The sequence below is a fragment of the Erythrobacter sp. JB2-19 genome, from assembly GCF_057365005.1.
Map to the genome: position 1 here is coordinate 1,697,104 of NZ_CP200290.1, position 22,937 is coordinate 1,720,040.

Sequence of the window (22,937 nt, forward strand, 5' to 3'; positions counted from 1 at the left end):
CTTACTGTGTTCTGTCATCTCAGCCCCTCACGCGACCGCGCCGACTGAGACAAATTCAATGCCCAGCAAAATCACGAACACACTGAACAACCCAGCGGTTGCTCCAGCGAATTGCTTGAACCGTTTGGCCCGCAGCTCTTGCGCGGCCTCAGATACGGTCATCGAAATTGAACCGATCACGGGCAGATCAAGTGCGCGCTCCAGTTTCTTCGGCGTGGCGAAGGTCGAACGCAGCTGGCTGAGCGCATAAGCGGCCCCTGCCCCCGCTGCTAGGCCGACAAACAACACACCAAGCAGCAACAAAGGACGATTGGGCGCAGCCGGGCCTTGCGGCACAACAGGTGGATCCGTCAGCTGGAATTTGAACTGACTGGTGTTGTCTTCCACTTCGCCGCGGGTGCGCAGCTCTTCGCGGTCTTGCAGCAGCTTTTCGTAGTTCTGTTGCAGCACTTCATAATCGCGGCTGATCCGGTTGGCTTCCGCAGCAACCTCTGGCTCAGCGGCCTGGCTGCCCATCAGCGCAGCAATATCAGATTGGATTGCGGCGCGCCGTGATTGCAGCGATTCGACGCTGGCCTGACGATCCGCACGGATCGAGATCAGCGAAGTGTAGGCTGGGTTTGGCGTACCGCCAGAGGCGTTCGGGCCTTGGGCAGCAACTTGACGTGTTAGAATTTGAACCTGCCGAGTTGTCGCCACCACATCGGGATGCTCATCGGTTAGCCCGCGCGAACGCAGCTCTGCCAATTGTGCTTGAGCGCCAGATAGGGCAGCGCGAGGACCACCAGTGCCCGGTGTGTCAATCGTGCGCGGCGTACCGGCCAATTGCCCGTTTATCGCAGCCAAAGCGCTTTCCGCCGCGGCAAGATCAGCTTCGATTCCACGCGCTTCTGTCCGAGACTGCTGAAGGCGGGTCACAAGCGTGCTCGAGCCACCGATCAGGTCGGGGTATTGCGCTTCAAAGGCGAGACGGCGCTGTTCGGCCGCTTCCAGCTCGCGCTTACGCTCTTCGAGTTGTTCATTGATCTTTGTGACCGCGCCAGAGACTTGCGCTCGGCTGCCCGCGACATGCTCGTCGCGCAGAATATCGATTAGTTTTTGCACCACGTCGCGCGCCAGAACGGCGTTTTCGGCGTCGGACAGATCGCCCTTGCCAACCGTCGCGGTGATTTCAAACAGGTTGTCCTGCTCGCTGGTAACCGTCACTTTTTCATCAAGGTTTTTGATCTCTGTCTCAAGCGCAGAGCGTTCTGTGATGTTCTCACCCAAACGCGTTGATTTAATAACCTTTTCAAGATTCACCGCGCTTGCCAATGTTTGCCGAACACGGCGAATTTCTTCGCGCCCATCGCCAGCAATACCCAGTTGCTCTGACAATACATCGTCGACATCGACATAGATGCGTGCCTTGGCCTCATAGGAGTTGGGGATCATCGCGACCACCAACCACCCGAGCAGGCAAACGCCCCAAGCGACGGCGAGCGCCAGCCACCGGCGGTGCCATACCGAGTAAAGCGCTGTGCGCAGCTCTTCAAAAATCTCGCTCATGCGCGGCGCGGGTCCTTAAAGGTGCTCTCAGGGATGATGATCACATCGCCTGGGTTCAGGGTTACGTTCGCTGCGCTGTCGCCTTTTTTGAGCAAGTCCTTGAGGCGCAGGCGGTATTCAACCTGTTCGCCGCTCTCGCGGTCCAAACGGATCAGCTTTGCACGGTTGCCAGCAGCAAATTCGCTGAGGCCGCCCACCGCGATCATCGCGTCAAGCACGGTCATGTTCGCCCGGTAAGGCAACGATGCTGGCTGTTCAGTAGAACCCACGATGCGGATTTGCTGGTTAAACGTGCCGGAAAACTCATTGACGATTACCGATACGATCGGCTGTTCAATGTACTGCGCGAGTTGATCGCGAATATCGTTCTGCAATTCGGTGGCGGTTTTGCCCACGGCAGGCAGATCGCGAACCAAGGGAATCGTGATCCGGCCATCTGGGCGAACCTGAATTTCCTCAGCGCTCAGCTCTGGATTGCGCCAAACGTGGATGGTGATTTGATCGAGCGGTCCGATAACATATTCTTCGCTCGGCCCCTCTTCCGTTGTTGCAAAGCTGGCTGGAGGCAGTTCTTGCCCCGCACCGCCACAACCGGCGAGCAGCGAAATTGCAACAACAGATCCCACGATGCGGGAAAGCGAAAAAGAGGTCTTCATTGGTACGTATCCTTGCCTGGGTCGGCGGGATCAGCACCTGCTACAGGAGCGACCTGAAGCACTGGACCCGCGAATGACCCGAACTCTCTCGCTCATATTGGTGAACATTGTGTTAGTAATAACGCCTGTTTTGGCCCCCTATCCCGTTTCGGGACAGCGGTTTGCCAAACTTTAAACGCGCATAATTGCGTGGTTTTCAGCTCTTAAACGAGCATTTCCGCCGCAGGTCCATGGCCAAGGAACGCGCTGGGGCTGGCGCTCGCTCCGTACGCTCCAGCACAAAACACAGCGACCAAATCGCCAACATCTGCGCGCGGCAGGCCAGCTTTGTCGGCCAGTCGGTCTAGCGGGGTGCATAGGCAGCCGACCACATTGACGATATCGTCCGCCGGCGCATCGTAACGATTGGCGATGGCAACCGGATAATTGCGGCGTACAACCGTTCCGAAATTACCGGATGCGGCAAGTTGGTGATGCAGTCCGCCATCGGTGACCAGATAGGTTGTGCCGTGGCTAACCTTGCGGTCTATCACCCGCGTCAGATAAACACCGGACTCGCCAACGAGATAGCGCCCAAGCTCAAGACACAGCTCTGTATCTTGCAACACCGCCGGGAGGTTCGCCACATACTCATGCAGAGCAGCGCCGACCGCAGACAAGTCCAACGCATCATCATTGGGGAAATAGGGAATACCAAATCCGCCGCCCATATTGAGCTTTGGCAGAAGTTCTCCAATCGCGTCTGACAATTTTGCTGCCAAATTCAGCACATTGCCCTGCGCTTCTATAATTGCCTCGGCGCTCAAGGCCTGACTGCCTGTAAAAATATGCAGGCCGCGCCACTCAGCGCCCGCTGCGATCACTTCGCGCGCCAGAACGGGCACCTTGTCTGCGTCAACGCCAAATTGCTTGGCGCCTCCGCCCATCTTCATACCGGAGCCTTTCAGCTCAAAATCTGGATTCACGCGCAGAGCCATGCGAGGAGCTTTGCCCAGTTTCTCGCCGATGGCGAGGGAGCGGTGCGCCTCCCCTTCAGACTCGCAATTGAGCGTGACTCCTGCAGAAATGGCAGCTTCCAGCTCGTCATCACGTTTGCCCGGACCGGCGAAGCTGACACGCGCCGGATCAATTCTGGCGGCATTGGTCATGGCAAGCTCACCAGAGGAGGCGATGTCAAAACCATCGACCAAAGCCTCCATATGCGCGATCACAGGGGCATAGGGATTGGCTTTGACCGCATAGTTGATGCCGATGCGCGCCGGCAGAGCAGCGCGCAGCTCTGCGACCCGCGTATTGAGGCGATCTCTCGAATAGACGAACAGCGGCGTCTTACCCGCCTGTGCTGCCCATTCGCTCGCCCGCTTACCGCCAATGGCCAGTTCGCCCTCAAGTGCCGCAAACCCTGCTGGAATTGGCCCAAGTGCCTTGGTCTTATCGAGGGATGTCATTGGCTTAACTCCCTTAACAGGGCCGTGCGATCAATCTTCCCATTGGGATTGATCGGCATCGCATCGCGCCAATGGATCGTCTGAGGTTGCATGAAATTCGGAAGCTCCCGCTTGAGCCTTTTAACCAGATCTTTGTGCGACGCCTCGCTTTCGGTCCCGCGCACCACGAGATGTACTGCATGGCCAAGACGCTCGTCTGGCAGACCAAGCGCAACCGCCTCTTGCACCTGATCACAGGCGATCGCGGCTTCTTCTATTTCTGCGGGACTGATCCGGTTGCCGGCGCTTTTGATCATCGCATCGCGCCGACCGACGAAATAGAGCAAACCATCTTCGTCCCGTCGAACTCGATCGCCGGAGAACACCGCTGTCCCGCCATAGCGCGATTGACGCGGCGCAGGCTTGAATCGCTTAGCGGTGCGCTCTGGGTCTTGCCAATATCCTTGCGCGACCAGTGGTCCGCAGTGAACCAGCTCACCCTCCTCACCGGGTTCAGCGACTTCCCCCGCATCATTGACGACAAGAATTTCTGCGAAAGGAATGGCCTTACCCATTGAAGTTGGGTGCGAGATCGACCAATGCCGGATCAAGAAAGGTTGAGCGAAACGCCTCGGTCAGGCCATACATCGGATAGAGATCCGCATCGGGGAATATCCGGCGCAGATCACTGACCAACTCAGTGGTGAGTGCGCCGCCACTATTGGTCATCCGTCGCATGGAAATGGTGGCCTCTGGTGTCCACTCCAGTTCGGTGAGCTGAACCCACAGTGGTGGCACAGCGGCCAGGGTGGTGATCTGATGCTTGGCGCAGGCCTTCATCACGTCGCGCGGAAACAGGAAGTCGAGCGGGACAATACAACCGCCCGCATGCCACGTTGAAAGCAGTTGATTCTGCCCGTAATCAAAGCTCAATGGTAGGACCGACAAGGTTACATCATCGCCTGCCATTTTGAGATAATCGGCGACGCTAACCGCGCCGAGCCACAGGTTCGCGTGACTCAGAACCACGCCCTTGGGCCGCCCCGTCGAGCCACTGGTGTAGAGAATAGCTACGAGCTCGCTCGGATCGGCTTTGGACGGACCAAGCGGCGTATCATGTGTGGTCGCCGTAGACAGCGCCTCATTTTCCTCCATCGCGGCGCAGGAAGCTATTAAATTGCCGGCTTCAAGCGATTTAAGCCGTGCAGCATTAGCAATCAGCAAGCTCGCCCCGCTATCTGCTAAGATGTGCGCCGCCTGCGCACGTTTTAGCAGCGGATTGATCGGCACATGCACCAGGCCCGCCCTCGCCGCCGCCAATGGCAGAAGACAGGTCAGCTCGCCCTTTGCCGCCCAGCTCGCTACACGAGCGCCTTTCTCTGGCACAATGCTCTTAAGCCATCCCGCCAAGACAGCGACACGCTGTCTTAACTCCTCATGGTTAAACGTCCGGTCACGAAGCACCAGAGCAGGCGCATCAGCGCGGCCACATTCCACGCCGCGTTCGGCAATGTGGTCGAGCGGTTTGGCTGTCTCGTCTAAGGTGCTTGGCATGACAATTTCCGAAGGGGCACGATCGAGTGATCACCGTGAGTTACCATGATACCGTTAACGTCTTGCATGACCTATGTCATCAAGCGGATGATGGCGCGGTGACCTCGCCATTTGAGCGCGCGGAATGGTTTGGTCTCTTGGCTGAAACCGGTCTTAAGCCGCTGATCGTGATTGCGAAAGAAGGTGATCGCAGCGCAGCCTTGGCCCTAAAAGCAGGCACAGGCCACCTCACTCCAATGCGTAATTGGTACAACTTCACGTGGCGCGAACTGGCTCCGCCTGGTGATCTTGGCGACCGTCTGCTGCTGGAAATTGCGCGCAACCTAAAGACGCGCGGCCACCGCGTAACGCTGGAGCCTGTACCCGACGAAAATGGCTCGGCCACTCGGCTTGCAAAGGCATTCAAGGCTGCCGGGTGGAGCGTTGTGAGCGAGGCATGCGACCTCAACCACATATTGAAGGTTAATGGGCGCAGTTTTGCGGAGTATTGGGCCGAGCGGCCTGGCAAGATGCGCACGACGCTGAAGCGTAAGGCGAAAAAGGTGCGCACCCAGATCCTCGACACGTTCGATGAGGCTGCATGGAACAATTATGAGGCAATTTACGCCGCCAGTTGGAAGCCTGAGGAAGACGAACCCGCGATGCTGCGTAAATTTGCACACGCTGAGGGAGCCGAAAGGCGCTTACGCCTAGGCCTTGCCTATGAAGGCGAGACGGCGGTCGCTGCACAATGCTGGACGGTTGAAAATGGCCGTGCATACATCCACAAGCTCGCGCATCTAGAGAGTCATAAGCATCTCTCCGCAGGCACCACATTGACTGCTGCCTTGTTTGAACGGGTCATCGACCAGGACCACGTCCAATTGGTCGATTTTGGAACCGGTGATCAGCCCTACAAAGCGGATTGGATGGGCGAGACCCGCCATCGCTACCGAATTGATTGCCTCGATCCGCGCCAGCCCAAGGCCTGGCCTGCACTGGCCAAGCGGCTCATTCGTCAAAGCACCGGGTGACTTGCGAAGCGAGAGGTGCAGAGCTAAGGCGAGCGCCCGTATCAGTAGAAACTCGCGAAATTCCGGCAAACGAGGGGCGCATGAGTAGCAATCCGGTCACCGACAATTCGGCAACCGCATCAGAGCAGACGGATATGTCGGGCCTCGGCAAAAGCCGTGGGGCGATTGACCGTGATCTCAAGGCGATCATCGCCGATGTGCTGGGGTTGGACGCTGAGAGCGTGAACGAATTCACACCGGAAACCGGCCTGTTCGGCGACTTGCCAGAACTCGATTCTGATGGCGGTTGCGGGCCTGCTGACCGAGATGGAAGACAGGCTCGACATTGTTATCGAGGATGACGACGTCGATGGTGAAATGCTTGAAACCTATGGCGGGCTGCTCGCCTTTGCCGAGGCCAAGATCATCGAAGGCTGATCGGGCGCGTGCTCACTCACTGGCCCTGCCCGCATCCAAGCGGCAAAATCTCAGAAGAAATGCTGGCGAAATTTGAGCATGCTGGGCGCCCGTGCGTTCTTGTGATCCCGCCGCTATTCGACGAACACAACAAGTTCCGCAGGCAAATCATTGAAGTGATGCGTTTGCTCAATGATCTGGAAATTGGTTCAGCCATGCCCGATCTGCCCGGTTGGAACGAGAGCACTGCCCCATTGGCACAGCAGAGCGTGGGCGCATGGCAGGCGGCGATGGGCGCCGCTGCAAGCCATTGCGAGGCGACCCATGTGCTGACCTTTCGGGCGGGCGTGATGTTTGCGCCGCCTAGCCTTCCCGGTTGGGCCTATGTCCCGCAAACGGGCGCAAAGCAGCTGCGCAGTATGATCCGTGCGCAAGTGATCGCCGCTCGCGAAGATGGGGCTGATGAAAGCTCCGACACATTGATGCAAAGTGGACGCGAAAGCGGCATGGTTTTGGCGGGCTGGGATTTGGGCGCACAATTGGTGCGTGAATTGGAGCAGGCGGATGAAGTTTCCATCGGTAGCCTGACCGAAATCACGCAAAGCGAACTAGGCGGGCGCGGGCTATGGCTGCGTGCCGAACCGGATGAAGACCCGGAACAAGCCGTCGCTCTCGCCACGCTGCTTGCTGAAGAACTGGTCGCACCATGACCCGGCTGCATATGGATTATGGCTGCGGAACGCTCAAATGCGCGGGCACGTTGGACACTGCGCCCGGCACAACGGGTATGTTGATCGTCAGCGGCGGCAATGAAATTCGCGCAGGTGCATTTTCCGGCCAGGCGCGGTTAGCCGCAGAGATTGCTAAGGCTGGCTTCCCCGTGTTCCGCTTTGACCGGCGCGGGATCGGGGATAGCGAGGGTGAAAATCGCGGTTTCCGCAAATCAGAACAAGATATTCGCACTGCCATCGAAGCCTTTCGAGCAATAGCGCCACAAGTTGAGCGGATCATTGCCTTTGGCAATTGCGATGCGGCCTCGGCCCTAATGCTGGCAAACGGTGCGGGTTGTGACGGTTTGATCCTGTCCAACCCCTGGACGATTGAAGGCAACGAAGCGACGGATTTGCCTCCACCCGATGCGATCCGCGCTCGTTACGCTGAAAAACTCAAAAATCCGCGTGAGATTATACGCTTTCTGCGTGGGGGCGTTGATCTGCGCAAGCTGGCGCGCGGGTTGACTGGATCGCTACGTTCAGCGCCTGAGCCGACAAGTTTAGCTGCCGAAATGCAGGCCGGACTTGCTGGCTTTTCCGGCCAGGTACGCATTCTGCTCGCTAGCAGCGACCGCACGGCCCAGGCTTTTGCCGCCAATTGGGTAGCAGATGACCCTCGGATTGCGACCTGTGAAGGGGCAGGACATTCCTATGTTGAGGCGCATGCTGCCGACTGGCTGCGCGCCCAGATACTTGCTGGACTGCGCGCCTAACCTACTCCCGAGTAAACAGGCTCACCAACTCAACATGTGTTGACCAGCGGAACTGCCCCACCGGGCGCAGTTTCTCCAGTGTGAACCCCGCTTCCACTAAGCGTGCGGCATCACGTGCCCAACTTGATGGGTTGCAGCTGACATAGACGACCCGTTCAATCGTGCTTTGCGCGATTTGGCCGATTTGTTCGCGTGCACCGGCCCTCGGCGGATCAAGCAAAACGGCGGCGAACTTGCTGATTTCCTTAGCGTCGAGCGGGTTTCGAAAGAGGTCGCGGTGCATCGCATGAACTTCTCGCTGACCGCGCGCAGCAGCAGATTTGCAAGCCAGATGAGCCGCTTGATCCGCCTCTACGGCCAAGACCTTGCGCCCCTGTGCCAAGCCAAAGGCAAATGTACCGAGGCCAGAGAACAGATCAGCGACCACGCCGCAGCCCTCCAGCCAATCCGACGCATCGTTGAGCATGCGCGTCTCCGCATCGCGGGTCGCTTGCAGAAAAGCGCCCGCAGGCATGGGCACGGGCAGACCCGATAATGTGATGCTGATGGGTTGAGGCTCCCACACGGTTTCAGCGCCGTATCCCTGATCTATCGAAAGCCGAGCAAGACCTTGATCGCGCGCGAAATCGAGTGCTGCCTCTGTCGCCTCCAACCCTTCCAAAGTGATATTGGTGAGGCTGCAATCAACGCCCTGATCGGTCCAGGCGAGTACGATATCGACCGGAGCCTTGCTGCCATGCTCGGCGATAAAGGCGCGCAATGGCACGATCATCGCTGCCAGTTCAGGGAGCAGAACCGGGCATTCCTTGAGATCTACGATCTTATGCGATCCTGCCTCGCGAAAGCCGAGTAATGCGCGCCGATGCTTGCGCAAGGCATGCAATGTTGCGCGGCGGCGGCTTTGCGGCGGTGAGAGATGCACTGGCATCAGCTCGCGGGGCTCCAGCCCTTGCCCCTCGGCCGCATTGGCCACTCGGGAGCGCACGAATTCCGTCAAGCTCTCTTCATCGGCATGCTGCAATTGGCACCCGCCGCAGCGGTCAAAATGCTGGCAAGGCGGAGTAACGTGATGCGGGCCGCGCGTGACAGTGCCATCATTGGCGACTACGTCTCCAGGCAACGCACCCGGCGCATGGCGGCCGTCTGCGCTCGCTCCATCGCCCTTGGCCGCTAGCCTGACGATCTCCATTGCCTCAGAATCACTCAAACTTTTCACTCACACGCTTCACTCATTGCCCCGCTGACGGCATCGGCCAGATCATCAGCCGTAAATGCCGCGCCGCACATACGCGCAGCCGCGCCGTGAAGCCACACTGCTTCGCAGGCCGCAGTGAATGCATCGCGGCCTGTTGCCATTCGGCTGACCGCGATCCCTGCGAGCACATCGCCCGTTCCCGCTACTGACAGCCAGCTGGAGGCGTGCGGTGCCAACGCTAAACGGCCATCAGGTGCGGCGATCACTGTCTCTGGGCCTTTGGCTAGGATCACCATGCCGCTTGCCGCTGCAACAGCCTGAGCGCGGTCTTGGCGCCCTTCTGCGATCACAGCGAACGTCTGACACAGAGCGTCCAGTTCCCCATCGTGCGGGGTCGCCAGGACATTGGCGCAATCATCAATCAGATGCACCGGCAAGATTCTCAGAGCGTCGGCGTCCAGGACCAAGTCACAACCATGCTTGTAGGCTGTTTCTAGGTCCTTGATCGCGCCCTCGTGACGACCCAATCCCGGACCGATCAACATCGCCTTTATCCGCTTGTCGTCCTGCGCCACCTTGAGTGGCATCGGATCAACCACCAATCCGGCGGGGGCACCAGCCAAGGGTTCCTGGTTGAACAGTCGCACATATCCCGCCCCGGCGCGCATCGCGGCCTTACTCGCAAGCAGCGCGGCGCCCGGCATCTCCCCGCCCACGATCGCGCACATTCCGCGGGTGTACTTATGGGCGTCGTTTGCCGGAGCTTTAATGGCCGGGCGGCCAACCAATTGAGCCACGCCCTCGACCGCCGAAATGCCAATCGGCACCAGCAGTTTTTGTCCCATCGCCTCACGGGCTGGCAACCGCCAATGCGCGAATTTCCAAGCGCCCAATGCCAACGTAATGTCATAACTGGGAAGCGATTGAGCTAGGACCGCACCCGTATCGGAGTGCACTCCGGATGGCAGGTCGACTGCGATCCTGAAATCGTGGCGCTCAGCCAGATCACGCAGCAGCAACGCATGTTCGGCTGAAAGCTCTCGCGATAGGCCGGAGCCGAACAGACAGTCGACGAAGACGCTACCCACCGCCGCGCCGCTGGATGTGAGTATTTCGCCTTTGAAACCAGCGCGGGCGTTCTTGGCAGCATCAGTGGTCGGGGTGAGCGGTGCCACCACCATCACCTGCAAATCCGTTTGACGCAAAATCTCTGCGATTACGTACCCATCGCCGCCATTGTTGCCTGGTCCGCACAGCACGGTCGCCGCCCTGCCCGCAGCAATACGCCGGACCCATTCCGCCGCGCCGCCAGCAGCGACAGCCATTAATTCATCAACACTTACACCTGTATCGAAAATCGCCTGTTCAGCGGCCTGCATTTGGGCGGCGGTGAGAACCTGGCGATCACTCACTCTGGTGCGCTGGCCAGCATCTCCGCCGGGATCAAATAGCGGTCTTCGCCGATTACGAACTCGCGCACCTTGGCCGGATCAAGGCTGCGATCCTGGAGCATATCTGCCCCGTCCATCGCGGCAAGATCGCCGGTGGCTGCATCATGTTTGACCCGGCGAAACCCGCCATCAGGGTGGTGGATCAGGAAGAACGCGCCGCTCTCATCCGCGGCCTGCTCCAAAGTGCAGACGGTTGAATAATCCGCGCCCGGGCCTATCGCGCAATCAACATCGCTGCCATGCGGTGTGCTGGCAGGCTCTGCGCCGCACCCAGCGAGCACGCCGCTCGTGAGGAGTGCGATCAGCCCAGCGTTAGATATCCGCAAATACATGAGTTTCCTTTGCTGCTCCTGGATGAGTGAGCGCGCCTTTGCTAGCAGGACCGACATTCTGAGCATAGCGCCACAATGCGCCCGCCTGATAATCATTGGTGCGCGGCTGCCAGGCCTTGCGCCGCTCGGCCAACACGTCCTCGCCGACATTGAGATCGATCGTGCCGTTCTCCGCATCGATCACGATCTCGTCGCCATCTTCAACCAAGGCGATCGGTCCGCAATCCGCCGCCTCTGGTCCGACATGGCCGATGCAGAAGCCTCGTGTTGCGCCGGAGAAGCGGCCATCGGTGATGAGCGCGACTTTCTCGCCCATTCCCTGCCCATAAAGCGCCGCAGTAGTGGAGAGCATTTCGCGCATGCCCGGCCCGCCCTTCGGTCCTTCATACCGAATGATGATCACGCTGCCCTCGGCAATGTCACGCGCCTCAACGGCGGCGAAGGCGTCTTCCTCGCAATCGAAAACGCGCGCAGAGCCGGTGAATTGCAACCGCTCCATCCCCGCGACCTTCACAATTGCGCCATCGGGAGCAAGCGATCCTTTCAAGCCTACCACGCCGCCCGTAGGGGTGATTGGCTCGGCTACCTCGTAAAACACCTTCTGATCGGGGTTCCAGGTGACCTCTTCGATATTCTCGCCCAAGGTCTTACCGGTCACGGTCATCAGGTTGGGGTTTAGGAAACCGCCATCGAGCAGGGTTTTCATGCCCATGTAGATACCACCCGCTTTATGCATGTCCTTGGCGACATATTGCCCGCCAGGCTGCAGGTCGGCGATGTAAGGCGTTGATTTAAATATCTCCGCGACATCGAACAGGTCGAATTCAATGCCCGCTTCACTAGCCATCGCAGGCAGATGCAGCGCCGCATTGGTTGAACCACCAGTCGCCGCCACCACACGTGCTGCATTCTCAAACGCTTCCCGAGTGCAAATGTCGCGGGGTCGCAAATTCAGCTCCAGCAGGTTCATCACCTGGACACCCGCAGCCCGCGCAATTTCTTCGCGCGATTTATACGGAGCCGGCGTCATATTGCTGTTTGGCAGGGACAATCCGATCGCCTCGCCGACGCAGGCCATGGTGTTGGCGGTGAATTGTCCGCCGCAAGCGCCGTGGCCAGGACAAGCGACCTTTTCCAGTGCGACCAATTCTTTGAGAGGGCAATTCCCCGCTGCGTATTGCCCAACGGCCTCGAACACGTCCTTAACATTCACGTCTTTGCCGTGGTGCGTACCGGGCAGGATGGAGCCGCCATAAACAAAGATACTCGGCACATTGAGGCGCAGCATTGACATCATCATGCCGGGCAGGCTCTTGTCGCAGCCAGCAAAGCCAACCAGCGCGTCATAACAATGCCCGCGCACGGAGACCTCGACCGAATCTGCGATAATCTCACGGCTGATCAGAGAGCTTTTCATGCCCTGATGACCCATCGCAATGCCATCGGTAACTGTGATCGTGTTGAAACGGCGCGGCGTTCCGCCGTTCTCGATCACGCCCTCGCGGCAAATATTCGCCTGCGGATCGAGCGTGGTGTTGCACGGCGCGCTGTCATTGCCCGCACTTGCAATCGCCACAAACGGTCGCGCGATCTCTTCCTCGCTCATCCCCATCGCATAATAATAGGAACGGTGCGGGGCACGCTCTGGCCCGACCGAGACGTGACGACTGGGAAGTTTCGTTTTATCGAAGCGCGAAGACATAATATTTCTCAAATTGAAGCTCTGATGAAGCTCCACTGCCGCTAGTCGAGCGCGAGTGCAACCCTTCCGCACACATCTGCGATCATTGCTGCCCAACGTGATTGCTCCACGCGCGTCGCGATCAGGTCTTGGCGGACCTCGATTGCGCAATAATAGCGTCCATGCGCCTCCGCGTGACGGTTCATCGTGGCGTTGAGTTCGCGCCCGGAATAGGGCTCGTTATCGCCGACGTTTAAGCCCTGCTCGCCAAACAGGCGGATTGCATGGCGCGCCGCGCGGTCGTCCTGGTTGTAGAGCAGCGCGATTTCCCAAGGGCGGTCTTCGCTGCGCGATTCCAACTGCGGTGTGAAACTGTGCAGCGAAATGATCAGCTTGGGCGCGACTTCATCGAGCCAATCGCCGAGCGCGGCGTGATAGGGCCTGTGAAACCGCTCTAACCGCCCCTCCACATCGGCGCCGATATTGCCGGGGATCAGGTGACCGTCGCTTTCTGTCGGCACCACGCCGGGATGGTCTTCTTCTCGGTGAAGATCGGTGACGAGGCGACTGACAGTGGCGAGATGCGCGGCAATGCCGTGCTCGCGGGCCATGCGAACGGCCACGCCGTGCACGCCAATGTCGATTGCAATATGCTTTTCCAGCAGCGCGTCTGGAATGCCGAGCGGGACGTCTTCTGGCACGAAGTTTGAGGCATGGTCTGCGACACAGACGATCCCGCCGCGCGTCGGCTCGCCCATTTGCCGGAAGGGATTCTCATCAATCATGGGAGAGATCATCGCAGTTTGCCCGCCAATTGCCACCAATCCGGGTGGCTTTGTGTGATAGTCACTTGCGCTGCATTGCGCGCGGCCTCACTATCGTAGAGCGCAAAACACGTCGCGCCGGAGCCGGACATGCGGGTGAGCCAAGCGTTTGTGGCGTCCAGCGCGTCCAAGACAGTGCCGATTGCTGGGCATATGCTGATCGCTGGCTGGGTCAGGTCATTGCGGCCAGACAGCGCGATTTCGCGAGCTATCCCTGAGGGCAAGGCGCCGCGATCGACCCCGTCCCACGCTTCGAACACCGGGCCGGTTGATAGGGGCACGCGCGGATTGACGAGTAGGACTGGCGTGCCCGTAAGATCGCTTTCGATTGGCTCCAATTCGGTGCCAGTGCCCCGGCCCACTACGGTCTCACTCCTCACGCAGCATGGTACATCCGCGCCAAGCTTTGTGGCGCGCTCCATCCAATCATCTGGCAGGCCATGTGTTTGCTCAACAATGCGGAACAGCGCACCCGCATCGGCGGAGCCTCCGCCAAGGCCAGCGGCGACGGGAAGGTTCTTCTCCAGCGTGATAGCAAGACCCTCTGCGCGCGGCAGCAGGCCAAGAGCCTTCGTCACGAGATTATCCATCGGATTGTCGATCCCGCCCGCAAATTCGCCGATTGTTTGGACGCTGTCCTGCTCGGCATCGCGCGCCGTTAGCGTGTCGCCCGCATCGACAAAAGCGAACAATGTCTCAAGCTTGTGATAGCCATCGTCCCTGCGGCTGCGGACATGCAGCGCGAGGTTGATCTTGGCGTAGGCGGTTTCCTTCATTCGTTGTCGAACTTTGCTTGATCGAGCAAATGTCCACGACGCATGAAAACAGCAAGTGCTTTCTTAGCCTCCATAACAAACCGATCCCATTCGGGGGTACCGATCAGGTCCTCAATGGTCCAAGGCAATGGATCAGGTGTGGTATCGGCTGTCTCATTCCAGACTTCGTGGAAATCCAAAATTGCTTGTTGCTCTGCCTTGGAGAACACTGGCTCGGAATACCGATCAATTAAAACCGTTTTGTAGTCATGACCTTTGGTTAATACCCAATCGGCCCACTGCTCGATCATTTCGGCTGGGACCAAGCCAGGCGACTTTGCCTCGATAATGTTCTTTTCGTATTCTCTTTGCTCATCGGGCGAAGATGCAGTTTCGAGATACCATACTATCTGTGCTCTGATCCGGTATTCGATTACTTCGGGTGCCACCCCAGTCTCATCCCCTTCCGCCATCACATATTCGGATAGTTCGGACCGCCGCCACCTTCTGGTGTGACCCAGTTGATGTTCTGGTTCGGGTCTTTGATGTCGCAGGTCTTGCAGTGGACGCAGTTTTGCGAGTTGATCTGGAATTTGGGCTCCTTGCCTTCTTCTTCGATCCACTCATAGACGCCCGCCGGACAATACCGGTTTGAAGGACCGCCGAAGACGTCAAATTCGCTCGCCTTTTGCAGGTCCGCATCACCCAATTGCAGGTGAACCGGTTGGTCCTCTGCGTGATTGGTGAAGCTGAAGGCGACATTGGTCAGGCGGTCAAAGCTGATCACGCCATCGGGCTTCGGATAGTCGATCTTTGGATAGAGATCCGCGCGCCCGGTCATGGTGTAGTCGGCATGGTGCTTCATGCTGATCGGCAGGCCAATCTTGAGCGTGCGCATCCACATGTCGATCCCGCCCAGAATAGTGCCGAGATCATCGCCGTATTTGGCAACGGCAGGCTCCGCATTCTGAACCTTCTTAAGTTCGTCCGCAATCCAACTGGAACGGACAGCGGGTTCATAACCTTGAAGCTCTGGCTGGCTTTCGTGCCCTTCGATCTCTGCGGCGATGGCCTCCGCGCACAGCATCCCGCTCTTCATGGCGGTGTGGCTGCCCTTGATGCGGGGTACGTTTACAAAGCCAGCTGCACAGCCAATCAACGCGCCGCACTGGGAAGGCGAGCTTTGGCACCGACTGCCAACCGCCTTCGTTGATGACGCGCGCACCGTAAGCAACGCGGCTGCCGCCTTCGAGGATCGCTTTGATCTCTGGGTGCGTCTTCCAACGTTGGAATTCCTGATAGGGCGAGACCCATGGGTTCTTGTAATCCAGCGCGGTGACAAAGCCGATCGCGACCTGATTGTTCGCCTGGTGATAGAAGAAACCGCCGCCCCATGTGCCGCTTTCGTTGAGCGGCCAGCCTTGCGTGTGAATGACGCGGCCCGGGACGTGCTTGCCCGGCTCAATGTCCCACAATTCCTTGATGCCAAGGCCGTAAACCTGCGGCTCGCAATTGGCCTCAAGGTCGTATTTCGCCTTCATTTGCTTGGTCAGCGATCCGCGCGCGCCCTCTGCAAACAGGGTGTATTTGGCCTCGATCTCCATGCCAGGCTGATAGTCGGGCTTTTGTGAACCATCCTCGGCGATGCCCATGTCCTGAGTGATGACACCGCGCACCGCACCCTTGTCATCAAACATCACTTCATTCGCGGGGAAGCCGGGAAAGACCATCACACCCAGCGCTTCGGCTTGCTCACCCAGCCAGCGGGTCATATTGCCCAGCGAACCGGTATAGCAACCGTGATTGCTCATTAGGGGCGGCATTACGAGATGCGGGATCGATGTTTTGCCGTTTTTTGACAGAACCCAGTGCCAGTTATCGGTCACTGGTGTTTCTGCCATTGGGCAATCCATATCGCGCCATTCCGGCAGCAGCTCAGCCAGGGCCTTTGGATCAACCACCGCGCCAGACAAAATATGCGCGCCAATTTCGGAGCCCTTTTCAAGGACTACAACCTCAAGCTCTTCATTGATCTGCTTCAGCCGAATTGCCGCAGAGAGGCCCGCTGGACCGCCGCCGACAATAACGACGTCACATGGCATTGATTCCCGTTCGCTCATGAGCCTATTTGATCCCCGAATAATCCTAGAGTTTGCGTGCCTACCCACTTGCTAACTGCCACGGCTAAGGTCAAGACCTCCGATTAACAGTATGTCCGCCCCCGCTCCGCCTTTGTCCCGAGAATTTGTTGCTGCCCTTGATTGGTGGCGCGCGGCCGGCGTGGACATCGACTTTGCCGATGACGTTACGGATTGGCTTGCGAAGCCAGAACGTGAGGCAGAGCCAGGCGACGGTGCTAAGGCGAAGAAGCCGCAAAAATCGGGTGGGACTTCGCAAAAGGCCGAAATCAGCGATCCGCAAAAAACTCTTGGACCGAAGGGCGATTTACTGGGCCAGGACGCACCGAGCGACCTAGCGGCATTCCAAGAATGGTGGCTGAATGCGCCGGGTCTCGATCCGATTGGCCCGCGCGGCCGCGTGCCGCCACGCGGGAAGAGCGGCGCGAAGCTAATGGTGCTGGTGCTCGCGCCAGAGGATGACGACAGCGAACAATTGCTATCCGGGCCGCAGGGGCGATTGCTCGCCAATATGCTGGCCGCAATGGGCTTTACACAGGATGAGGTCTACTTCGCCTCCGCCCTCACCCGGCCTACACCCATGGCCGACACTGCCGCTTTGGCTCATGCGGGAATGGCAGAGGTCTTGGCCCTGCACATTAAATTGGCCGCACCAGAAAAGGTTTTGGCGCTCGGTTCAAACATCCCGCCGCTTTTGGGCCACGCAGCGGCGCAAGACGCAATCAATTCACAAAAAAGTAACCACACATCTGCACCAGAAAACAACCCTAGTGAGCCATTAACTAAGCTTCTTGTTAGCGAAAGTCTGGAAAGCCTGATGGCAAGCCCAAGGCTGAAAGCGCGTTTTTGGCGGAGATGGATTGAATGGTCGGCAAATCGGTGATGGCGAAAAGCCTTAGGCCAGTAATATTGGCCGCTTCATTCGCCGCCGCACTTGCCACGCCGAGCGTCGCTTTGGCGCAAGCGGGCAGCATGGTTGCGCATTACGATGCGAGCTCGAATGGGCGCAGCGAGGCTGTGCCAACTGTCCTGTCGGCAAATGAGCGCGCGTTTTATTCTGACCTGTTTGGTGCGATTGACGCGCAGCAGTGGGAGCGTGTTGAAGGCATGTTGGCCCAGCGCCGGGGCGGATTGCTGCACCAGATCGCGCGCGCCGAATATTACACCCATGCCAAAAGCCCAAAGATTGAGGCGGAGCGGATTGCCCGCTGGTTCGACGATGGTGTGAACCTGCCTCAGGCGGCACAGCTTGGGCGGATGGGCGCAAAGCGCGGTGTCGAAAACCTGCCCTATTTACCTCAGGCTCAGCGGTTTAGCCGGCAACCATATGCATCAAAGCGGATCCGTCCGCGTCCGGTGAATGATGGCACAATGCCATCCAGCACCAAGTCGGCGATCCTCGACCGTATAAAGAACGATGATCCGGCGGGCGCGCACAGCCTGTTGATTGAGGTCGACCCGCAGCTCAGCTCTGCTGCGCGAGCAGAATGGCGTCAGAAGGTCGCGTGGAGTTATTACATCGAGAATGATGACACCTCGGCGCAGGCCCTGGCCGAAACTGTCTCGGAAGGTTCCGGCGCTTGGGTTGCCGAAGGTGAATGGGTCGCTGGCCTAGCCGCATGGCGCCAGGGTTTTTGCGCGCTAGCGAGTGAGAGCTTTGCCCGCGCCGCTGATCGATCCTCCAATGTAGAACTGACCGCTGCGGCGCATTATTGGGCGCATCGCTCGCTGGTCCGCTGCCGCGAGCCAGGCCAGGCCCAGCGCCACCTTAGCGCCGCCGCGCGCCATGATGAGACGCTCTATGGCCTGCTGGCGGGTGAGCAATTGGGCGTGAAGGTGCCCGATAGCGCCAAGCCGGCGCCTTTCACGCGGGATGACTGGAGCGTTCTGCAACGAAGCACCAATCCGCGCATCGCAGCCGCGCTAAACGAGATTGGCCGTCCCGTGCTGGCCGATGAAGTGCTGCGCCATCAGGCGCGGATCGGCAATCCGAACGAATTTCCTCTGCTGGCGCGCTTTGCCCGTGAGCTTGGCATGCCATCAACGCAATTGTTCATGGCGCACAACGCCCCGCGCGGCATGCGCTCTGACCCATCATTGCGTTATCCCGTGGCCCGCTGGCAACCGGCGACAGGCTGGACGGTTGATCCCGCCCTCGCCTTTGCTCACGCTTTGCAGGAATCAAATTTCCGCGCTGGCGCGGTTAGCCCAGCCAATGCGCGCGGGCTGATGCAGATCATGCCCGGAACGGCGCGTGATCACAATCGCCGCCTGAACCTTGGCGCGAGCTATGCCGATCTCAACAATCCAGAGGTCAACCTCGCTTATGGACAGCGCCATCTGGAGATGCTGCGCGACAGCTACGCCACCGAGGGCAAACTTCCAAAGATCATGGCTGCTTATAACGCAGGGCTTACGCCGATCAGTCGGTGGAACAGTGAAGTGCGCGATTATGATGATCCGCTGCTCTACATGGAATCGATCCCCTATTGGGAAACGCGTGGCTATGTCGCGATCGTGATGCGCAATTACTGGATGTATGAGCGCGCTGCGGGAGTTTCTTCGCCAAGTCGCCGGGCTCTCGCCGAAGGGCGCTGGCCAGAGTTTCCGCAAATGTCTATGGGGCGCTCTGCACGTTTGGAAAGGTAAAGCGCGATGGCCATTGATGAGGCGAAACCATTCACCCCGATCAATATTGCCGTCCTAACCGTTTCCGATACGCGGACCCCAGAAACCGACACGTCGGGCGATATTCTCGCCGCGCGAGTCAGCGCGAAGGGCCACTCGTTGGCTGCGCGAGAGATCATCAAAGACGATGCAAGCACTCTGGTTGATCAATTCAATGCTTGGATTGATGATCCCGATATTGATGCGATCGTCAGCACCGGCGGGACTGGCCTGACCGGGCGTGATGTTACGCCAGAGGCGCTGTCCCGGATCGAAGACGCGCGAGACATTCCCGGATTTGGCGAATTGTTTCGTTGGCTTAGTTTCAAGACCATCGGCACCAGCACAGTCCAATCGCGCGCCTGCGCGGTTGTGGCACGCGGCACCTATATCTTCGCCCTGCCCGGTTCAAACGGCGCGGTGAAGGATGGCTGGGACGGGATCCTCAGCGAGCAATTGGATAACCGCAATCGCCCCTGCAATTTCGTGGAACTGATGCCTCGGCTAACCGAGAAATAGCACCCTCGCGCCTGTTACTCGCTTGGATTAAGGGTGTGCATTGATGCGTCGAAATCCTTAAGGTCAGGCTTTTCTGGCTTGTCACCATAACCCTTCACAACAGCGGCAAGCACTGGCTGTTTCGTACCAGGCGTTCCTTTGGACTTGCGCTCCATTCCAAGCACTTTTTCGCCGAAGTATTGGAACACTTGTGCAGCGACGCCTTGCTCTTCAGCCTTCTTAATGCGGACCTGAGCCTTGGGCGAGACGATGTAGAATTCTTCCCCGCGAACCAACACTGCGCGGCCACCTTCGCTGGTGCGCACCACATCGCCGATTTCCAAACGTGTGCCCTTGGCGGCATAGAGTGCCTTAGCATCGCGGGTGATCGAAACCTGCCCATCTGTCTCAGAAATCATCCAGCCAGAATCACTGGCGAGTGCTGCACTGCTTGAAAAGAGCCCAGCAAGAATGCACAGATGTTTTGACAGTTTGATCATGGCCTTACCTCGGGATCCTTAGATTAGACTAGGCATCCACGTTAGGCCGATGGCTTTCCCAACCGATTAAACCGATTGGCTAAGAAAGCCTTGGACCATTGGGTTAACTTTCCCTTTTTTTGTCCGCTTTCGACGTATGACTGAAAACGCAGTTTCGCCAGAGAACCATCATCCAAACACGTCCCCGCCCTCGCCCGGCTTAAATCGCATCAATCGGCTGTCGATCAGGGCGGCGCTGCGATTCACAACGGCCAGTTGATAGTTCGGGTCTTTGATCATTTGGAAGAACGCCCCGCTATTCGGGTATTGCGCGACAAAGCCATCGTGCCACACCTTGTCATCCGGCTCCGGCCCAGTGACCATGGTTTGAAATGCGCCGCGCCAAACAATCGACCCGCCAACCCGGCGAAAAATTGGACCGCTGGTCGCGCCATATTCTTTATAGGCCCGCCGTCCGCTCCAACCATTGCCGTGACGCTCATGTCCTTCAGGATACTCGGCAATGTCGCGATAGCGCAGCAGGTTGAGCATATGGATCGGCTCATCGCGTGGCAGATCCTTGAATGCCTGAAAATTATTCGGACTGGGATCGATATAGTTTGTCATCAACTTGGCTCCTCAAACTGCAATTTCGCGCCATTCACCGGGCGACAATCCCTCAACTGACCAATCTCCGACACTCCAGCGCACTAAGCGCAAGGTCGGAAGGCCCACGGCGGCTGTCATGCGCCGCACTTGCCGGTTCTTCCCTTCCGATATGCTCAGAGAAATCCAAGCATCTGGCACATTCTTGCGGAAGCGGATCGGCGGATCGCGATCCCACAACTCAGGTAAGTCAATCCTCGCTGCTTTGGCCGGTTTAGTCATACCGTCTTTCAGCTTCACGCCACGTCGCAGCGCCTCCAGCGCTTGCGTCTCTGGCTCACCTTCGACCTGCGCAAGATAGGTCTTTTCCGTCTTATAGCGCGGCTCGGCTATCTGGGACTGTAATCGGCCATCATCGGTCAGCAGCAACAGCCCTTCGCTATCCTTGTCCAGACGCCCAGCAGGGTAGACCGCCGGCATATCGATCAGATGCGCCAGCGTGTCTTGAACGCCTTCCTTGCCGCCGCTAAATTGCGACAGGACACCAAAGGGTTTGTTCAGCAGGATCAGCCGAGCGATTGCGGCGGCCTCCTAAGCGCCTTCGAGCTTATAATCGCTGAACCGGTCGCGCAGGTTCTTCTTGGAAATCTTACCTGTTGCCGTGTGCGGAATATCATCCACAAACTCGACCGCATCGGGCATCCACCATTTCGCGATCAGGGGTTTGAGATGCTCTAGCACATCGTTACTCGAGAGGTCCGCGCCCTCGTTCTTTACGACGAACAGCACGGGCCGCTCATCCCATTTCGGATGATGCATGCCAATGCAGGCAGCCTCTGCAATGTCTGGATGGCCAACCGCCGCGTTCTCCAACTCAACCGAGCTAATCCATTCGCCGCCTGATTTGATCACGTCCTTGGTGCGGTCGGTTAATTGAAGGGTGCCATCGGGATGGATGATGCCGACATCGCCCGTGTCGAACCACCCTTCGTTGTTGACTGCATCCTGTTCGCCTTTGAAATAGCGCCGAATAATCCAGGGACCACGAATTTGTAACGCACCGGAAGCCACGCCATCGCGCGGCAATTCGGTGACCATATCATCAAGATCGACAGTGCGCAGTTCCACGCCAAAGATCGGGCGACCTTGCATTGCGGTCTTATCAACCTTTTGCTCAAACGTAAGCTCGTCCCAATCATGGGTTGGTCCGCCAACCGTTCCGATTGGGGACGTTTCCGTCATACCCCAGGCGTGCTGCACCCGTGTGCCATTCTTCATCAGCCGTTCGATCATAAAGCGTGGACAGGCAGAACCGCCGATCGTTGCGGCTTTCAGCGGTGGCAGATCAATGCCTTCTTTGTCGCAATATTGGAAATGGGCGAGCCATACTGTGGGCACACCAGCGCTGTCAGTCACCTTCTCGCGCAGCATCAACTCGTGCAAAACCGCTGGATCATTGACTGCGGAGAACACGAATTTAATTCCCGCCATCGCGCCAGCATAGGGAAGGCCCCAACTCGCCGCATGAAACATCGGCACCACCGGCAACATAACCGAGGCACTGCTGAAATTGAATGTCGATGGCTGCAATCCGGCAACAGCATGAAGCACGGTCGAGCGATGCTCATACTGTACGCCCTTGGGATTGCCTGTCGTGCCAGAGGTGTAGCACAGCATGCACGGATCACGCTCGCCCACCTCGGCCCAATTGTATTCGCCATCTTGCGCGCCGATCCAGCTCTCAAATGCGTGACCATCAAAACCGTCTGCTGGATCGTAGCAAACATAGTGCTCAATCGTGGTCCAGCGGTCGCGCATCTTGTCGACGATGGGCTGGAAGGCGGCATCGTACAGCAGCACTTTGTCTTCAGCGTGATTGACGATGTATTCGAGTTGATCCTCAAACAGTCGCGGGTTCACGGTGTGCAATACCCCGCCCATCCCAGCGACGCCGTACCAGCTAACAAGATGGCGCGAGTGGTTCATCGCCAGACTGGCGACACGATCGCCTTTCTTCACACCGAGCGCTTCGAGGGCCTGTGCCATCTTCAAGGCATCAGCGCGAATGCCTGCCCAATTCGTGCGGGTCTCATTGCCATCTGCCCAGCGTGTTACGATTTCGCGGGTGCCAGATTCTCGCGCGGCGTGATCGATCACATGTGTGATCCGCATCGTCCAGTCTTGCATCGCTCCGAGCATTTATCCACTCTCCCAAATTCGTTGTTTGCCGT

20 protein-coding genes and 3 pseudogenes are annotated in these 22,937 nt (G+C 58.3%); 7 read left to right on the forward strand and 16 right to left on the reverse strand.

Annotated elements, in window-relative coordinates; all coding sequences use genetic code 11:
• Positions 1–27 precede the first annotated feature (27 nt).
• The 4 genes and pseudogenes from AC0V6O_RS08060 to AC0V6O_RS08075 form a co-directional block, all read right to left on the reverse strand.
• Positions 28–1,548 (reverse strand): XrtA system polysaccharide chain length determinant, encoded by a 1,521-nt coding sequence (locus AC0V6O_RS08060; RefSeq protein ID WP_472638771.1) that lies wholly within the window; start codon positions 1,546–1,548, stop codon positions 28–30.
• Positions 1,545–2,204, reverse strand: a complete 660-nt coding sequence (locus AC0V6O_RS08065) for an XrtA/PEP-CTERM system exopolysaccharide export protein (protein WP_472638772.1) — start codon at positions 2,202–2,204, stop codon at positions 1,545–1,547. The genes AC0V6O_RS08060 and AC0V6O_RS08065 overlap by 4 nt, the downstream gene beginning before the upstream one ends.
• A 203-nt stretch (positions 2,205–2,407) precedes the next feature.
• Positions 2,408–3,652: a pyridoxal-dependent decarboxylase, exosortase A system-associated gene (locus AC0V6O_RS08070; RefSeq protein WP_486143058.1), complete on the reverse strand. Its 1,245-nt coding sequence runs from the start codon at positions 3,650–3,652 to the stop codon at positions 2,408–2,410.
• Positions 3,649–5,185: pseudogene (locus AC0V6O_RS08075) on the reverse strand (acyl-CoA ligase (AMP-forming), exosortase A system-associated). Before AC0V6O_RS08075 ends, AC0V6O_RS08070 begins: the two are co-directional and overlap by 4 nt.
• A 35-nt stretch (positions 5,186–5,220) precedes the next feature.
• On the opposite strand from AC0V6O_RS08075, the gene AC0V6O_RS08080 reads away from it, so the two are divergent.
• The 4 genes and pseudogenes from AC0V6O_RS08080 (at position 5,221) to AC0V6O_RS08095 (ending at position 8,080) form a co-directional block, all read left to right on the forward strand.
• Positions 5,221–6,198, forward strand: a complete 978-nt coding sequence (locus AC0V6O_RS08080) for a GNAT family N-acetyltransferase (RefSeq protein WP_486143060.1) — start codon at positions 5,221–5,223, stop codon at positions 6,196–6,198.
• Positions 6,199–6,332: 134 nt separating this feature from the next.
• Positions 6,333–6,615: pseudogene (locus AC0V6O_RS08085) on the forward strand (acyl carrier protein).
• Positions 6,616–6,674: 59 nt separating this feature from the next.
• Positions 6,675–7,304, forward strand: a complete 630-nt coding sequence (locus AC0V6O_RS08090) for a hypothetical protein (RefSeq protein WP_486143062.1) — start codon at positions 6,675–6,677, stop codon at positions 7,302–7,304.
• Complete coding sequence (locus tag AC0V6O_RS08095; protein ID WP_486143064.1) at positions 7,301–8,080, forward strand: hydrolase 1, exosortase A system-associated; 780 nt, start codon at positions 7,301–7,303, stop codon at positions 8,078–8,080. Before AC0V6O_RS08090 ends, AC0V6O_RS08095 begins: the two co-directional genes overlap by 4 nt.
• A gap of 1 nt (position 8,081) precedes the next feature.
• On the opposite strand, the gene AC0V6O_RS08100 is transcribed toward AC0V6O_RS08095, so the two are convergent.
• From AC0V6O_RS08100 to AC0V6O_RS08135, 8 genes and pseudogenes are all read right to left on the reverse strand, one after another.
• Positions 8,082–9,269 carry a class I SAM-dependent RNA methyltransferase gene (locus AC0V6O_RS08100; RefSeq protein ID WP_486145552.1) on the reverse strand — a complete coding sequence of 396 codons (1,188 nt, stop codon included), beginning with the start codon at positions 9,267–9,269 and terminating at the stop codon, positions 8,082–8,084.
• 23 nt (positions 9,270–9,292) lie between these two features.
• Positions 9,293–10,687: an NAD(P)H-hydrate dehydratase gene (locus AC0V6O_RS08105; protein ID WP_486143066.1), complete on the reverse strand. Its 1,395-nt coding sequence runs from the start codon at positions 10,685–10,687 to the stop codon at positions 9,293–9,295.
• Positions 10,684–11,058, reverse strand: coding sequence for a hypothetical protein (locus AC0V6O_RS08110; protein ID WP_486143068.1), 375 nt, complete (start codon positions 11,056–11,058; stop codon positions 10,684–10,686). The genes AC0V6O_RS08105 and AC0V6O_RS08110 overlap by 4 nt, the downstream gene beginning before the upstream one ends.
• Positions 11,039–12,760: a dihydroxy-acid dehydratase gene (ilvD, locus tag AC0V6O_RS08115; RefSeq protein ID WP_486143070.1), complete on the reverse strand. Its 1,722-nt coding sequence runs from the start codon at positions 12,758–12,760 to the stop codon at positions 11,039–11,041. The genes AC0V6O_RS08110 and ilvD overlap by 20 nt, the downstream gene beginning before the upstream one ends.
• Before the next feature lie 41 nt (positions 12,761–12,801).
• Positions 12,802–13,524, reverse strand: a complete 723-nt coding sequence (locus tag AC0V6O_RS08120) for an N-formylglutamate amidohydrolase (RefSeq protein ID WP_486143072.1) — start codon at positions 13,522–13,524, stop codon at positions 12,802–12,804.
• An 8-nt stretch (positions 13,525–13,532) separates the two neighbouring features.
• A complete protein-coding gene (locus AC0V6O_RS08125) occupies positions 13,533–14,339 on the reverse strand; it encodes a 4-(cytidine 5'-diphospho)-2-C-methyl-D-erythritol kinase (RefSeq protein ID WP_486143074.1) in 807 nt (268 codons plus the stop codon).
• On the reverse strand, positions 14,336–14,791 hold the full coding sequence (locus AC0V6O_RS08130; protein ID WP_486143076.1) for a hypothetical protein: 456 nt from the start codon (positions 14,789–14,791) through the stop codon (positions 14,336–14,338). The genes AC0V6O_RS08125 and AC0V6O_RS08130 overlap by 4 nt, the downstream gene beginning before the upstream one ends.
• A pseudogene (locus AC0V6O_RS08135) lies at positions 14,791–16,438 on the reverse strand (electron transfer flavoprotein-ubiquinone oxidoreductase). The gene AC0V6O_RS08130 and the pseudogene AC0V6O_RS08135 overlap by 1 nt, the downstream one beginning before the upstream one ends.
• 91 nt (positions 16,439–16,529) lie before the next feature.
• On the opposite strand from AC0V6O_RS08135, the gene AC0V6O_RS08140 reads away from it, so the two are divergent.
• Genes AC0V6O_RS08140 through moaB form a run of 3 tightly spaced genes read left to right on the forward strand, consistent with a single transcriptional unit; the run spans position 16,530 to position 19,642 of the window.
• Positions 16,530–17,339 carry a uracil-DNA glycosylase family protein gene (locus AC0V6O_RS08140; RefSeq protein ID WP_486143078.1) on the forward strand — a complete coding sequence of 270 codons (810 nt, stop codon included), beginning with the start codon at positions 16,530–16,532 and terminating at the stop codon, positions 17,337–17,339.
• Positions 17,339–19,105: a lytic transglycosylase domain-containing protein gene (locus tag AC0V6O_RS08145; protein ID WP_486143080.1), complete on the forward strand. Its 1,767-nt coding sequence runs from the start codon at positions 17,339–17,341 to the stop codon at positions 19,103–19,105. The genes AC0V6O_RS08140 and AC0V6O_RS08145 overlap by 1 nt, the downstream gene beginning before the upstream one ends.
• Positions 19,106–19,111: 6 nt before the next feature.
• Positions 19,112–19,642 carry a molybdenum cofactor biosynthesis protein B gene (gene moaB / locus AC0V6O_RS08150; RefSeq protein WP_472638785.1) on the forward strand — a complete coding sequence of 177 codons (531 nt, stop codon included), beginning with the start codon at positions 19,112–19,114 and terminating at the stop codon, positions 19,640–19,642.
• A 14-nt stretch (positions 19,643–19,656) separates the two neighbouring features.
• Here the strand turns inward: moaB and AC0V6O_RS08155 are convergent, their stop codons facing one another.
• The 4 genes from AC0V6O_RS08155 to AC0V6O_RS08170 all read right to left on the reverse strand — a co-directional run bounded on the left by AC0V6O_RS08155 (position 19,657) and on the right by AC0V6O_RS08170 (position 22,905).
• Positions 19,657–20,121 (reverse strand): hypothetical protein, encoded by a 465-nt coding sequence (locus AC0V6O_RS08155; RefSeq protein WP_486143083.1) that lies wholly within the window; start codon positions 20,119–20,121, stop codon positions 19,657–19,659.
• 168 nt (positions 20,122–20,289) lie between these two features.
• The gene (locus tag AC0V6O_RS08160) at positions 20,290–20,727 is read right to left on the reverse strand and encodes a DUF1330 domain-containing protein (protein ID WP_486143085.1); all 438 of its coding nucleotides are present in this window, start codon (positions 20,725–20,727) and stop codon (positions 20,290–20,292) included.
• 12 nt (positions 20,728–20,739) lie between these two features.
• Positions 20,740–21,285 carry a pseudouridine synthase gene (locus AC0V6O_RS08165; RefSeq protein WP_486145554.1) on the reverse strand — a complete coding sequence of 182 codons (546 nt, stop codon included), beginning with the start codon at positions 21,283–21,285 and terminating at the stop codon, positions 20,740–20,742.
• 12 nt (positions 21,286–21,297) lie between these two features.
• On the reverse strand, positions 21,298–22,905 hold the full coding sequence (locus AC0V6O_RS08170; RefSeq protein WP_486143087.1) for a long-chain fatty acid--CoA ligase: 1,608 nt from the start codon (positions 22,903–22,905) through the stop codon (positions 21,298–21,300).
• Positions 22,906–22,937 lie beyond the last annotated feature (32 nt).